Source organism: Reinekea blandensis MED297, from assembly GCF_000153185.1.
GTDB classification, from domain to species: domain Bacteria; phylum Pseudomonadota; class Gammaproteobacteria; order Pseudomonadales; family Natronospirillaceae; genus Reinekea; species Reinekea blandensis.
On the sequence record NZ_CH724152.1, the window covers coordinates 548,248 to 562,729 of the forward strand.

At 51.1% G+C, this 14,482-nt stretch carries 14 protein-coding genes and 1 pseudogene; 12 read left to right on the forward strand and 3 right to left on the reverse strand.

Annotated features, from left to right (window positions below; genetic code table 11):
- Positions 1-66 precede the first annotated feature (66 nt).
- The 3 genes from MED297_RS14105 to MED297_RS14115 all read left to right on the forward strand — a co-directional run bounded on the left by MED297_RS14105 (position 67) and on the right by MED297_RS14115 (position 2,554).
- Positions 67-762 (forward strand): pirin family protein, encoded by a 696-nt coding sequence (locus tag MED297_RS14105; protein ID WP_040557256.1) that lies wholly within the window; start codon positions 67-69, stop codon positions 760-762.
- A gap of 60 nt (positions 763-822) precedes the next feature.
- Positions 823-1,350 carry an NADPH-dependent FMN reductase gene (locus MED297_RS14110; protein WP_008046044.1) on the forward strand — a complete coding sequence of 176 codons (528 nt, stop codon included), beginning with the start codon at positions 823-825 and terminating at the stop codon, positions 1,348-1,350.
- 124 nt (positions 1,351-1,474) lie between these two features.
- Positions 1,475-2,554: a BMP family lipoprotein gene (locus tag MED297_RS14115; RefSeq protein WP_050762925.1), complete on the forward strand. Its 1,080-nt coding sequence runs from the start codon at positions 1,475-1,477 to the stop codon at positions 2,552-2,554.
- Between the two features lie 58 nt (positions 2,555-2,612).
- Here MED297_RS14115 and MED297_RS14120 read toward each other — a convergent pair whose 3' ends face one another.
- The gene (locus MED297_RS14120) at positions 2,613-3,410 is read right to left on the reverse strand and encodes an ABC transporter ATP-binding protein (RefSeq protein WP_008046046.1); all 798 of its coding nucleotides are present in this window, start codon (positions 3,408-3,410) and stop codon (positions 2,613-2,615) included.
- A gap of 2 nt (positions 3,411-3,412) precedes the next feature.
- Entirely contained in the window at positions 3,413-4,468 is a 1,056-nt protein-coding gene (locus MED297_RS14125) for a FecCD family ABC transporter permease (protein WP_008046047.1), read from the reverse strand.
- Positions 4,469-4,744: 276 nt separating this feature from the next.
- On the opposite strand from MED297_RS14125, the gene MED297_RS14130 reads away from it, so the two are divergent.
- Positions 4,745-5,827, forward strand: coding sequence for an ABC transporter substrate-binding protein (locus MED297_RS14130; protein WP_008046048.1), 1,083 nt, complete (start codon positions 4,745-4,747; stop codon positions 5,825-5,827).
- Positions 5,828-6,091: 264 nt separating this feature from the next.
- Here MED297_RS14130 and MED297_RS21435 read toward each other — a convergent pair whose 3' ends face one another.
- Entirely contained in the window at positions 6,092-8,632 is a 2,541-nt protein-coding gene (locus tag MED297_RS21435; protein ID WP_008046049.1) for a carbohydrate-binding protein, read from the reverse strand.
- A gap of 622 nt (positions 8,633-9,254) precedes the next feature.
- On the opposite strand from MED297_RS21435, the gene MED297_RS14145 reads away from it, so the two are divergent.
- From MED297_RS14145 to MED297_RS22330, 8 genes and pseudogenes are all read left to right on the forward strand, one after another.
- Positions 9,255-10,319 (forward strand): TRAP transporter substrate-binding protein, encoded by a 1,065-nt coding sequence (locus MED297_RS14145; protein ID WP_008046058.1) that lies wholly within the window; start codon positions 9,255-9,257, stop codon positions 10,317-10,319.
- Between the two features lie 3 nt (positions 10,320-10,322).
- Complete coding sequence (locus tag MED297_RS14150) at positions 10,323-11,399, forward strand: TRAP transporter substrate-binding protein (RefSeq protein ID WP_008046059.1); 1,077 nt, start codon at positions 10,323-10,325, stop codon at positions 11,397-11,399.
- A 151-nt stretch (positions 11,400-11,550) separates the two neighbouring features.
- The gene (locus tag MED297_RS14155; RefSeq protein ID WP_008046060.1) at positions 11,551-12,153 is read left to right on the forward strand and encodes a cytochrome b/b6 domain-containing protein; all 603 of its coding nucleotides are present in this window, start codon (positions 11,551-11,553) and stop codon (positions 12,151-12,153) included.
- On the forward strand, positions 12,146-12,532 hold the full coding sequence (locus MED297_RS14160; RefSeq protein ID WP_008046061.1) for a DUF1924 domain-containing protein: 387 nt from the start codon (positions 12,146-12,148) through the stop codon (positions 12,530-12,532). The genes MED297_RS14155 and MED297_RS14160 overlap by 8 nt, the downstream gene beginning before the upstream one ends.
- Positions 12,533-12,550: 18 nt before the next feature.
- The gene (locus MED297_RS14165) at positions 12,551-13,153 is read left to right on the forward strand and encodes a diheme cytochrome c (protein ID WP_008046062.1); all 603 of its coding nucleotides are present in this window, start codon (positions 12,551-12,553) and stop codon (positions 13,151-13,153) included.
- Positions 13,143-13,427 (forward strand): PepSY domain-containing protein, encoded by a 285-nt coding sequence (locus MED297_RS14170; RefSeq protein ID WP_008046063.1) that lies wholly within the window; start codon positions 13,143-13,145, stop codon positions 13,425-13,427. The genes MED297_RS14165 and MED297_RS14170 overlap by 11 nt, the downstream gene beginning before the upstream one ends.
- Positions 13,427-14,098, forward strand: coding sequence for a response regulator transcription factor (locus MED297_RS14175; RefSeq protein WP_008046064.1), 672 nt, complete (start codon positions 13,427-13,429; stop codon positions 14,096-14,098). The genes MED297_RS14170 and MED297_RS14175 overlap by 1 nt, the downstream gene beginning before the upstream one ends.
- Positions 14,095-14,482 (forward strand): annotated as a pseudogene (locus MED297_RS22330) (hypothetical protein); the annotation flags it as partial. The gene MED297_RS14175 and the pseudogene MED297_RS22330, both read left to right, overlap by 4 nt.

The following is a 14,482-nucleotide window of genomic DNA, read 5'->3' on the forward strand; positions in this document are numbered from 1 at the left end:
TATCCCTCCGACCGCCGCTGATTACCATACTGCCTGACTGATAATACGGTTTGACAGGTGATGGGCATGATACAAATCCGACGATCCAACGAGCGCGGCCGCGCCAGCTTTGGTTGGCTCAATAGCCGGCACAGCTTTTCCTTTGGCAGTTATTACGATCCCGCCCACATGGGTCACTCTGTGCTGCGCGTCATCAATGATGATGAAGTTGCACCGGGTGCCGGTTTCGACCCCCACGGGCATCGTGATATGGAAATCATCAGCTATGTGCTGGAAGGTGCCATTGAACACAAAGACAGCGAAGGCAATGTGCAGACCTTGCCCGCCGGAGAGTTTCAGCTGATGTCGGCCGGCAGCGGTATCATGCACAGTGAGTACAACGCTTCTCGCCATGAGCCCCTTCGGTTTCTGCAGATTTGGGTCTTGCCGAATGTCTCCGGTGAAAAACCCGGCTATCAGCAAAAAGACTTCGGCCGCGCACCTGGCCTGACGGCGGTTATCACCCCACAGGGCGACGGTGGCACGTTACGCATTAAGCAGGATGCGACCCTGTACCAGCTTTTGTTGAATACCGACTACCCATCCGAGCAGCTGACCTTGCCGGCTCGCAAAGCCTATGTCCATCTGATTGAGGGTGAGCTGTCGGTGAATGGCGAGGTCTTGTCGCCCGGAGATGGTGTTGCCATACAGTCCTTGAATGAACTGCGTTTTGAACAGCAGGGCGACGTACCGGTAAAAGCGCTGGTGTTTGATTTACCCTAAACCGTTCGGCGTCTGAGTTTGCGAACAAATTTTTTAATACGTTTTAATGGAGAACACATTATGAAAATCATCGGCATTGTAGGCAGCCTGCGCAAAGATTCCCTGCATCGTAAAGTCTTTAATCAATACAAAGAGTTGGCGAAAGAGCATTTCGAACTCATTGACGGTGAGATCGCCGAATTTCCGATGTACGACGGTGAACACGATGACCACCCCGCTGTCGTGACTCTGGCTGAACAAATCCGCTCGGCCGATGGTGTGATCTTTTTCAGTCCTGAATATAACTACTCCATCCCCGGCAGCTTGAAGAACGCGCTCGATGCACTGTCGCGTCAGAACCCACAACCGTTTGCCGGCAAACCCGCTGCCATTGTTGGCGCCAGTCCGGGTAATGCCGGTACGGCGCGTATGCAGTATCACCTGCGGCAGGTGGGCGTGTTTCTGGATCTGCACATAATGAATAAGCCCGAAGTGATGATCTCCGGCGCGTTTTCGAAACTACAGGACGACGTGATTGTGGATGAACAGACCGTTGAGTTTCTGGGTCTTCACGCTAAGTCGTTTGCGGAGTTCGTGCGTCGTTTCTGAAAACCGTAGACCGTCCAGTTAAGGTCAGAGTGATGCTCAACGGTTTATGTTGAGCCGGTTAGCGCTTTTTTGAGGATTGGCTAAACTCAAGCGCTGACCAACACAACCACAAGGAATGACCTTCATGAAAAACATGGCCGTGTTTTTGTTAACAGGGACGGTTTTAGCGGGCTGTCTGCCGTCAGGCGACGGAAATGACAACACCAGTAATCATACAACCGGTCGACCGGTATTGATCTTTTATGGTACCGAAGGTGTTGCGGATCGGTCGTTTAACCAGATGATCAACGACATTGCGGTGCCGGAGCTGGAAGGTCTCGGGTATCGCGTGATCGAGGTCGAACCAGAGACAACCGACGACTTGACGGACGTGACCCAAGAGCAATTATCCACCCGCGCCAATGCGATTGCGCTGTTCGTTGGTTTTGAATATGTCAGCGTGGTGACGGCGGTCGCGTCGGCCAACACCGATGACCGACTCATTTTACTCGACCATACCAGTGCACAGGTTGACGACAACATTCGGGTCGTTGATTTCAACGTGCAGGAAGGCTCGTTTCTGGCGGGGTATGCCGCGGCCTATAAATCATCCGGCACGGTGGGCTTTATTGGTGGTATGAACATTCCGCTGATCTACCGTTTTGGTTGTGCCTACGCTCAGGGTGTTGAGTATTTTAATAGCCAGGAGCCGGCGTCTGTGACTGTGCTTTTTGAAACAACCGGTAACACCGCAGCAGCCTGGAACGACCCCGATCGTGGCGCTGCCATTGCGCAAACTCACATTGATGGTAATGCCGATGTGATTTTTGCCGCCGCTGGTGGCACCGGTATTGGGGTTTATCAACAGGCAGCGGATCAGAGCATTATGGCGATTGGCGTCGACTCGAATCAGAATTACCTGCAGCCGGGCACGATGTTAACTTCAATGGTGAAAAATCTGGCTTTAGCCGCGGTTGAGGAAACCAAAGCGGCGCAGGAATCGACCTGGTCCGGAGGGCTGGTTCGGTATGGTTTAGAAGATGGCGGTGTTTATCTTGCGGAAGATGAGCATAATGCAATGCTGTACACCCAAACTGAAAAGACAGAAGTCGAATCGGTCGCACAGAAAATCGTGGATGGTGACATCACGGTGTTTAATGCGACATCGACCCATTGTGGCAGCAATATTCAAGTGACTTATACGAACACAGCCTTAGCCGAATGATGGCGTGTGCATCTGGCTAAATGTTAAATCTGAAAAGATCGCCGAGGCGATCTTTTTTTTATGTGTTCGACACACCTGATGCCGTCACTTTATGCAATCGCTGGGAACGGATAAAGGGAATGCCATCACTGTCGTAAAGGATATCGGAGGCAACTCCATAGATCTCCTGAATCAGTTCTGCGGTTAATATGTCTGCCGGTGACCCTTGAGCAACAAGGTTGCCGTCTTTTAGTACCAACAGGTTATCTGCGTACTGTGCTGCAAGGTTCAGATCATGCAACACGACAATTGAAACCCAGTTTCGAGCTTTGGTTTCCGTGTCCAGATGTTCAAGCAGCACCTGTTGATAATGCAGGTCGAGAGCGCTGACCGGTTCATCCAGCATGAGTATCTCCGGTTTGCGCATCAGGGCTTGAGCAAACAGAATCATCTGGCGTTGCCCGCCACTAAGCGTGCGAACATCGCGATTCGCCAAATGGACCAGACCGATTTGTGTCAAGGCGTCCAGTGCATCGGTTAATAACTGGTCATTCAGTTTCAGCGACAGGGCGTTCAGTTGCCCCAGAAGAACCACTTCCAGAACCGTCAGATTGACATCCAGGTGGATGTCCTGGGGCATGTAGCCAAATGCCTGTCGCCAGTGATTGAGGTGGGCGTAATCAAGAGGTTTGTGATTGTGAACAATCTCGCCCTGTTGAGGCCGAATATCGCCAAATAATGTTTTCAGCAAAGAGCTTTTACCGGTACCGTTCGGCCCGATGATGACATGTGTTCTGCCTGGCTCAAGACAGCAACTCAGATTGTCAGCCAGTTTGAGATCGCCGAAGGCCAACGCCAGGTTTTTAATTTCCAGCATGATTACCGTTTCCCGCTGATGATGAGCCAAAAGAAAAATGGCACGCCAATAATGGCGGTCACGATACCGATGGGGAACAGTGCGCCCGGCACAATGATCTTGGTAAAGACGGATGCCGTTGACAGTAAAAAAGCCCCCATCAGAAATGACATCGGTAAAAAGTAGCGCTGATCCTCGCCCACTAACATGCGTGCCATGTTCGGCGCGACGATGCCAATAAACCCAATGATGCCAACAAAGCTGGTGGCCGTGGCGGTCATCAGTGCCACGATAATCAGCGTCTTCAATCGTAAGCGGGTGACATTCACGCCCAGGCTTTTAGCGCGCTCCTCACCCAAGCGCAGAGCAGTCAGTTTCCAGGCGTCAGCCATGATGATGGCACTGCACAACAGGGTAACGACTGCGACAATGGAAACATTGGCCCAGGTGGCTTTGGTCAGACTGCCAAACAGCCAAAACAGAATCTGTTGGCTCAGTTCGGGAGAAGAGACAAACTGCACCAATGAAAGGAGTGACTGAAACAAGAACAGCAGCGCGATACCGGCCAGAATCAGCTGACCAGAGGTGATATGCCGAATGCTTGCCAGCCCGAACAATAAACCGGCTGACACCATACAACAGATAAAAGCGCCGACGGGCACCGCTATGCCAGTGCGGAAACCAAACGATCCCAAATACAATACCAGAGCGGCACCGAACCCGGCGGCAGCGGCCATGCCAAGTGTGTAAGGGCTGGCCATCGGGTTGTTTAACAGCGTCTGCATCTCGGCGCCACCGACGCCAAGTGAGCCTCCGACGATAATCGCCATCAGCGCAATGGGTAGTCGCAGGTCGGTCACAATCACGAGCGTCGTGGGCGAAACTTCAAAGGGAACACCCACTTGATAGAGTAGGGCCTGAAACACCTCCGCAATACTCAGTAACGATGGACCAGTCGCCAGATCCATCAGAAAAGAGAGTGTGCTCAGCGTAACAAACAGGGCAAGGATCGCGAGTCGCCGTTGTTCATGCTGGCGCTGTCGGTGGATCAGATTGTGAATGGTGTCGGAGTGGGTCATAGCATCGCTTAAAGTCTATGCCTCAGGTGCAGGCGAAACAGTACATTTTCCTGAAAGTGCCCGATCTTCAATAGAGCGTTGCTGGAAAACAGATTGGTTGAGTTGTATGCAAATGATAATTATTTGCATTTCAATTGTAATTAACCTTAGAATTCTTTCAAGCAAAGTTTTAGACACAGGTCTTAAAAGTGCGGCGCAGGCATGCCGCTCTCACTTTAAACCACTGCCTGAAACTGCCTGAGCATCCATTAATTCGTCTGTGATTCCGAGGAAAACATGTTGCAGAAATTCATTGGTCTGATGACCTTATTGCTGGCGTCAGTCAGTTTCGCCGCTCCGGTGACCATTACTGATGTATTGGATCGGGAAGTGACATTTGAATCGCCCGCTCAAAGGGTTGTTGTGGGCTTTTACCCCGAAGATTATATGGCCATCGGTACTGAGGCCGCTTATGACCGTGTCGTGGGTCTGTCAAAATACATCTGGCAGGCACGCTCTGCGAACTGGGAAATGTATCTTAAGCATCGTCCTTCGTTGGATGATATCCCGGGTATTGGTCGCGTAGACACCAAAACCTTTTCTGTTGAGAAAGTCATCAGCCTGAACCCCGACGTCATCATGTTAGCTGATTGGCAGTTCAAAGGGTTAGGGGAGGACATTGATCGACTGGAGCAGGCAGGCATGACGGTGGTCGTCGTTGACTACAATGCTCAAACGGTTGAGCGTCATGTGAAAAGCACAGAAATCATCGGGCACATTACGGGTCAGGTCGACCGGGCAAAAACAATGGCTAACGACTATCAGCAAAATGTTGAGATGATTACCGAACGTTTGGCCGCGGCTAATTTACCGAAGCCACGCATCTACACCGAGTTTGGCGCGACCGGCATTAATGAAATCGGCTATACCTTTGGTAAAAATATGTGGGGCGCCATTGCTACAACTGCCGGAGGGGACAATATTTCAGCGCCGCACGTGGAATGGTGGGGAATGTTAAGTGCCGAGCAGATTCTGGCTTCGGACCCGGAACTTATTGTGATCACCGGTTATGAAACCGGCAATGGTGACGACGCCATGGTTATGGGGCAGGGCGTTGACGAAGGTGTGGCCAAAGAACGCCTGGCTGGGTTTAAAGACCGCCTGGGTTGGTCAACATTGACGGCAGTGAAAGAGAATCGTTTGTATGGTGCCTATCACGGGGCATGCCGAACCATCTTTGATGGCGCCATGATTCAGTTTTATGCCAAAGCACTCTATCCGGAACTGTTTGAGGATCTGGACCCGGAACAGGCGTATCTTGATTTTTATCAACGCTACCTGCCTGTACAGCCTGAGGGAACTTTCCTGACCAAGTTGTAGAACACAAGACGACCGTCTGCATTGGTATTCGGGGCACGACGAGAGTTCCTCAACTTTTACAGGCAATCCAGCGCATACTCAGCGGCTGCCAAAAGCCTGCTCATTGGTGTAAAAAAACGTCGTTCATACTGTTGAGTATGACCTGCTCTGTAAAAGTGCAGGGGCGTTTCCCGAAACAAAGACCAGCCAGACTTTTTAGTCATACCCTTTAACAAGACCGCCGAAGCGGTCTTTTCGGTGCTTTATAGCCTTTATCATCAACGCTTAAGGCAGTAACTCGACCTGAAACCAGTTCAAGTTGAAGCCACCTTGTGCCGCATAAAGGCCAAACATTAATGGTCCCGCCGGTAAGGTTGCTTCATGGGAAACCGTCTGCCAGTTCTGCCAACCTCCCGTTGCCGGGATTTCAACGGTACCTAACTGCACAGCGCCGGCATCCAAGTCGGCCGATAGTTGGCCGCCTCCCAGGCTCGCAATGCGATAGGAAATTCGATAAGTCCCAGCTTGTGGCAAGTTTAAAAGATTTGCATAGGCCATCCAGTCGGCGGTATCGATCCACCCGACATTAAGACCACCATCTACATCGGTCGTGGTTTCGGTTTCGACGCCGAACATGTTGGTAAAGTGTTCGGCTTGAATGGTTGCCGAAAAATCAGGCGTTGTTGGCGGGGGCGGATTGTTGTTTGACTCGTCATCACTGACGAGCTTGAACTGCGTCCAGCTCCCCGTTTTATTGGCTTTTACACCACGAATCTGAAATCCGCCATCGAAGCCATTTCCATCTACATCGATCAGTGATGTAACTTGCAGATAATAGCCAAAATGTTTGTTCTCTAAGTGAAAATAGCCATTATCGGTCATCACCTTGCGCCACTGGGTCCAGTCCCCGGTATTGGTGGTATCGACCAAACGAACGGCTTTGGTGTCGCCATCGGCTACGGCGTTAGGCTGACCGTTAGTGGCATCGGAAACATCACTCATTTGCAGCCATTGCTGGTAAAAGGTGTTCTCTATGCGATAGTAGCCTTGATTGCCTTGGACCGGTCGCAAGGTCCAACGCGTTTTACCTCCTGTAAATCGTTGATCGACCGCTTGCGCATTATTACCGACTCCGCTCCCGTCACCAAAATGGGTGCCTTGTAACCAGGTCGAATGACCTCGGTTTTCAATTCGAACATTCGTGTGGTTGTGTGGGGTACTGGTACCTACCTTACGTAATTCAACTGACGAAAACAGGTCGTTCGCACCATTATCAACCAGGCAATTATCGTCCGTACTCAACACGGTACCGGTATCACCAAAATCAGCGCCATCATAGCCGACCAACTCATACCCGGCAGGGACCTTGACGGATGAAATGTTGTTACTTTTCATTCCGCGCTTTTGTAGATCGAACAGGTTATAGAGGCCTTCGGTTAAGGTAACGCCGCGGCCATCGAAATTACAGTGCTCGTAAACCGTTGCCACAGGGACGCGAGGTTCTACGATGATCGACGTGGCCCGGTTGTTGAAATTGTTGTCATCCAGGCAGGCATCGTCGGCGTTAAAAACCTGACTGTCGCCGGTGAAGTTATCACCGTCGTACAGGGTGATCTGAAAGTCAGGAGAAACACGAAGGGCGGAAACGCGATTGTTGCCAAAGCCTAGGTATTCCAGATCCGCTTGCGTGTACTGACCGGGTGCCAAGCCAGTGGAGAACCAGTTTTCGTACTGGCAATTACGGTAAATGGCGGCGGCATCGGGCGCTTTTTTATCGCCACCCGGTGTTACGCTTAATTCAGCAAATCCACGGGCAACGGAGGCAAAGTCCAGCAGTTGCTGGCTCACTTCATTGTCTGAACCGTCCCATTGCACCGGGTAACGACCTTGGTTGCCCTGCAACTCGTTGTAGGTGAAGTTTACGAAGCCGGCAGCAATGTTTAACCAGTTGATATCGCCATCGACTTCCCAAAGGTCAACATACGCGGCAGCCATGTCGTGCCCACCCCATTTGCCAGACTCCCGCAGGGCACCGGTATAGTTATCGATGTAGGCGGTTTCCATGCGAAGCCCCATGCGTTTGGCGTCTTCATAATAGGTGTCGTCTCCTGTGATTTCATGAAGTGTCAGTGCGGCCTGAGTGACGACGGCGTTTTCATAACCACGATAGCCAGGACCAACGCCAAATTTGTTGGCTTTGATCCAGTTATACAAACGTAAGCCGTCGGTTAAATACTTCTGCTCGCCCGTTGCCTGATAAATTAACAGATTGGCCGCAGTGGTTGGGGCTGTCGCGCACAGGCATTGTCCGGTGGTGTTACCTTCCTGCCAGCGAATGCCACCATTAGGTGTGCCATTCGACGGATTCTCACCACTCATGCTGAATGCGACCACCTGTTTTGCACGATCTACATAGGTTATGTTGTCAGTTAGCTCATAGAGTTCCATCAGCCCTTTGGCTATCCAAGCATTGTCATCATAAAATCGTCCACCACAGCCATCGGCGCTGGCACTGTATCCCCAAATGTTGTTTTTGAAACACCAGTATCGGTTATGAATTTCATTGGCCATGCTTTGAGCTTGGCTTGTGCGTTGCGCCGCCGTTACCGCATGGAACTGAATGCCTTGAGGCCAGTTAAACGCCACCGCATTCGCGGATTGTTTTTCACGAAAGAGGGCGCTGCCATTAATACCTAAGTCACGTTCGATGTCCGCAAACGTTTCGTTCGCCCAGGTTTTGTAAGTCTCGCCGGATTGGGCAATACAAACCATAGTGAACAAGCTGGCGAACAACAGCAGTGACCATTGTTGCAAGAGTTTTATCATTATCTCTTCGACCTTATTGAGTCCTGCAGAACGCAGGTTCTTTTTGATTATCATTTGCCTTGGCTTTACCAAGGTTGACGGTGTTTCGGTTGATCGGAATGAAACGGCCGAACCACACAACCGAATCGAATACCGTATTAAAACCGGGGCATGAAAACTGAGGATCGGTTCGCAAGATTATGGCGCTGTCCGCAGCATGATTTGAGTTTGACGCTGGAACTGAACCCTTGAGCTGAAACAGATGATAAATCGATTGAACTTGGTCTTTGATTGAGTAACCAATGCTACGCAGCCATGAATGGAATTTAACTGTTACTCGGATTGAGTGAATAAAGGATGACCCCTGTGTCTTCGTTTTATGAGACGCCGTTCACAACGCGACCACTTGGTTTATTTTTTATCAGTAAAGCCTGTAAGCGGTTTCTGCGCGGTACCATCCGGCTGCGCTAAGTGCCCGGAATGACCATCAGACTAATGTAGTACGGGGTCGAGTCTGTTTAACTTAAGAACAGTTGATATGATCGGCTCACTCGGCGAGGAGAGAGTCTTAGCGCTCAGAGCGCGACCTTCGCAGTGATAATAAAAATACAAAAACAATAATATAAAAAATCAGGCGACTTCCATGAAATCACTACTCCAAAACCTGGCGCGCTGGCTCGTGCCTGTTTGCTTCATAGCCTTTAGTTTTTCCGAAGAACCCTATCAACTGAAACTGGCCATGTCCTGGGGATCGGACTTCCCGGTATTTTCCGAAAGCCCGAAGCGTATGGCGGAACGCGTCGCTAAAATGTCCAATGGTCGGCTGACCATTGATGTGATCGGCAGTGAAGAGCACGGTCGACCGCTCGACGTTTTTGACATGGTTCGTAACGGCGAATACGACTTGGGACATTCCGCGTCCTACTATTGGAAGGGCAAGGTGCCCAATACACTGTTCTTTACCACCATGCCGTTTGGCATGTTGCCGTTAGAACAGTATGCCTGGCTGGAGCATGGCGGAGGTCAGGCATTGATGGATGAAGTCTACCAACCCCTAGGGCTCCTCTCTTTACCCGGCGGCAACTCCGGGTCGCAAATGGGTGGCTGGTTTCAGAAGCGCATTAAAAACACCGAAAGCCTGAACGGTTTAAAAATGCGCGTACCGGGCTTTGCCGGCGAAGTGCTCTCGGAGCTGGGTGTGGTACCCACGAACATTCCGGCCACGGACCTTTACGAGGCGATGAGTCGCAATGTAATTCAGGCCGCGGAGTTCGTAGGGCCGTCGACTGACTTTAACCTGAAGTTGCACCTGGCCGCGCAGTTTTACTACACCGGATGGCACGAACCCGGTGCAGAACTGCAGTTTCTGATTAACGATGAGGTTTACCAGTCTTTGCCTGCGGATCTGCAGGCCATTTTAAAAGCTGCCATGCGGGCTTCGGCGTACGATACCTATGTGCATTCGGTCGACGTCAGTGCGCAGGCCTGGGCGGACATGCGTCGGCAGTTTCCGACCATCCGTGTAAAGGACTTTCCTGATGAAGTGATGAGCGAACTACGCCGCGTGAATGAGCGCAAGCTGGTGGAGTTTGCCGACGACAACGACCAGGCACGACGCATCATTGAATCGCAGTTGGGTTATCAGGCAATGATGCGCAACTGGACGCTGCTCTCTGATTACAGCTATCTCGAATCCATTGGCCGGTGAGGAATGATCATGAAACGAATGACTCTGATACTGTCATGTCTGCTGATCAGCCGACTGACCTTGGCGGCCGATGTGATAACCCTAAAGCTGGCTGAAACCTGGGGGCCGGATTATCCCATCTTCGGCGATGCCACCAAAAACTTTGCGGCGTTGGCAGCGGAGTTATCCGGTGGACGACTGAACATTCAAATCGATTCGGCGGATGTGCATCAACAACCGTTGGGTGTGTTCGATCTGGTTAAGTCCGGTGATTACGACATGGGCCATTCGGCGTCCTATTACTGGACTGACAAGGTGCCGAACACGCAATACTTTTCGACCATGCCGTTTGGCATGATCGCCAGTGAACAATACAGCTGGTTTTATTTTGATGACGGTATGGCGCTCATGGATGAAGTGTACGCGCCACATAACCTCTATTCCTTCCCTGGCGGCAATACCGGCCAGCAGATGGGGGGATGGTTCAAACAGGAAATACGAACGCCAGACGATCTTGATGGGTTACGCATGCGGATTCCCGGCTTTGCCGGAGAGATCATGGCGGAACTGGGCGTGCAACCTGTTAACCTGCCCAGTGGCGAGCTGTATCAGGCACTTATTAACCGGGAGATTGATGCATTGGAATGGGTTGGGCCGTCGCTCGATTTGGCCATGGGATTTCCAAACGCTGCCGAGTACTACTACACCGGTTGGCACGAACCCGCCACCGAGCTGCAGTTTTTAATCAACCGGGAGGTGTTTAATGGCTTGCCCACGGATTTACAGGAGATTCTGAAGGTGGCCATGCGGCTGTCGGCTTACGATATGTGGGTGCAGTCGCAACACGAAAGTGCTAAAAACTGGGCGACGATGCTGGAGCAAAACCCGAACATTAAGGTTCGGCAGTTCTCCGATGAAATTATGAAGCAACTGCGAGAAGCGAATCGCCGCTTGCTTGCCCAAAAAGCGGAACAAGATCCATTAGCCGCACGCATCATTGCCAGTCAGCAAGCTTATCTTGAAAAGGCCCGTGCCTGGATTGATATCTCTGAGCGGGCCTATACCGGCAACATGGACGCTCGTGGGAACCGCAGTCAGTAATCGGGCCGTAGATAAGATCCTGACTTTGCCAACCCGGTAACCCAGTTTGCTGGGTTGGTCGACTCGCCTGTTAAAGGTTTCTTTCGTTTTTAAGCTTCAGTTTAACTTTCATCCTTATCCTTAAAGGCACTCACGCTAAAGGGGATAATTGATGAACCCAAACCTTTCAAACTCTTCGACTCAGTCTGCGCCGACGGTGCTGGTATGGGACCTTTTGGTTCGAATCTTTCATTGGAGCTTAGTGGGCTTCTTCAGCCTGTCTTATGTCACGGGCGATAGCGGCAGCCAAGTCCATATTCTGAGCGGGTACACCATCGCCGGATTGCTTGGTTTTCGTTTGGTTTGGGGGATTATCGGCACCCAGCATGCAAGGTTTTCAGACTTTGTCAGTCATCCCGGAACCATTCTGCAGTACCTTCAATCAATCGTGTCCGGAACGGCTCGCCGATACCTAGGCCACAACCCGGCGGGTGGAATCATGATTTTACTGCTTCTCTCAGGCCTGACGGTGACGGTGTTTACGGGCACCATGCTGGCCGGCTTTGAAGGACAGGGACCATTGGCAAGTTCCCCAATACTGCAACTTGATGAGCATTGGATTGAAGAGGTCCATGAGGTCACTGCGAGCATTCTGGTATTTGCTGTTTTGCTTCATGTCAGCGGAGTCATCTTTAGTAGCCGGATGCATCAGGAAAATCTCGTGAAAGCCATGATCACCGGGCGAAAGAAACAGCAGGAGAAGGATCATGATTAATCGTTTTATGTTTTTAATGCTAATGAGTCTGTCCATCCCTATGGCAATCAGCTCGGACGCTGTCGATCAGTTGCTGAGTGACTACGGGCAGACGACGACAGAACCCTTTAGTGCAGAAAGAGGGCAGGCGTTCTGGCAAACCAAAGGCGCGGGTAACCTGAGTTGTGCGGGCTGTCATGGTCAGGATGTGACGAATCCCGGTAAGCACTCACGCACCGGAAAAGTGATTGCACCCATGGCCAGGTCTGTGAACGCGAGCCGGTTAACCGACGTGCGTACCATTGAAAAGTGGTTGTTCCGAAACTGCAAAACGGTTTGGTCAAGAGAATGCACCGTACAGGAAAAGGGTGATGTTCTGGTTTGGCTGCAACAACAGTAAAATAAGAGGGCTCATACTATGAAACATTGGATAAACGGCTTACGCTGGGTGATCGGTACCGTTTTGTTAGGCAGTACTCTGGCGATGGGTTTAATCGGGATTGCTTTCAGTGATAAGTACGAAAGTGAAAACGAACATTCCTATTCTTCGAAGGCAGGGGCGGCCTCTATGGAAGCCGGCTGGCAGAAAGCGGCTCAGAGTTATCAGGAAGAGTGCTCGGCTTGTCACATCGCGTATCCGACTGACTTTCTACCATCACGAAGTTGGTCTCAGATAATGGCTACTCTTGATCAGCACTTTGGTGACAATGCGGAGCTGATGCCCGATGTGCATCAGGACGTTGCTACGTACCTGCAGGCATTTGCCGCAGACGCGGGACAGTCTCGGATGCAATCCCGGGTGATGCGCGGTGTTAATTTAGCAGAGCCACCCTTACGTATCACTGAGATGCCGTTCTATACTCGTATCCACCATGAAATCCCGGACCGTTACGTTGGCGGCAACCCGGAAGTGGGTAGCTTTAGCCAATGTCAGGCATGCCATGGTGATGCCGCTGAACGAGGACTGTTTGATGAAGACTCCGTTAACATACCTGGCGCTCCTCATTGGGATGACGACTAGCCTGCAGATAGCGCCTTCCTTCAGTTGGGCCGACAGCCGGTTAAGTTCTCAGCAGATCAACCAAATGGTCGAGCGCGGCGAGCTGATATCGGTGGTCAGTCTCCAAGAGCGTTACCCTGCCTTGCTTGGTGGACGATGGCTGGATATCGAACTGGAACAGGAGCATCAGCACTGGATCTACGAGTTTGAGATCATCAATGAGCAAGGTGTGGTGACGGAAATTGAGTTTGATGCCGTCACCGGAGAGCTTCTGAACGTCGAGGTAGATGACTGATGCGCGTGCTTCTGGTGGAAGATGACACTGAACTGATCGCAAGACTGCAGGCTCGAATCAAGCAGCACGGTTATGCGCTGGAAGTCGCCACTAATGGTGTCGACGGTGAGTTTTCCGGAATGGAGCTCAGTCTGGATTTGATTATCCTCGACCTGGGCTTACCTGGCAAAAACGGACTCGATGTTTTGCGCCACTGGCGGGCTTCGGGTGTGGAAACTCCGGTATTGGTCTTAACAGCACGAGATGCCTGGCATGAGCGAGTCGACGGATTGAAAGCCGGTGCGGACGATTATCTCGGTAAACCATTCCATGAGGAAGAGCTTTTGGCGCGCATGGATGCACTGGCGCGTCGTCGTTATGGTGTATCAACCGATGTTATAACTTCTGGTGCGTTGACACTCAACAGTGATTCTCAGACCGTGACCGATGCACTCGGTCATCAGCATCAATTGACGGGTGTTGAGTTCAGGCTGCTACGATACTTTATGATGAACCCCGATGTCATACTGTCAAAAACGCGGCTCAGTGAACATGTTTATGAAGAAGACATGTTACGTGACAGTAACGTGATTGAAGTCTATATCAATCGCCTGAGACAGCGTTTTGGTAAATCCACGATCGTCACCAAACGAGGTCAGGGGTATCTTTTTCAGTCGGGTTCCCAGCCATGAGTCGTTCGGTATGGAAGCTCTTTCATTCGACATCGTTAAAGCAAACGCTGACTCGCCAACTGTTTCTTGGCTTGTTTTTAATGTTGATTGTTTTGATCGTCATCGTGCATTTTTCAGTGAAGGCGTTGACGCGAGAGTTTGTCCAATCAAGATTGCAGCATGACATCGATAGTCTTGTTGCGGCGCTGACGTTGACCTCTGATGGCGAATGGATGGTTGAAGAAGAACGAATAACAGCGGTGTACCACCGACCCTACTCGGGTCACTATTTTATCGTCCGTTCTGACGATGTTGAGTTTCGGTCTCGCTCGCTGTGGGATATAGCGGTACCAGGCGGGCCCGTTCAGACAGCGTTGTCCGGAACCGCCATGTCAATGTCAGCAA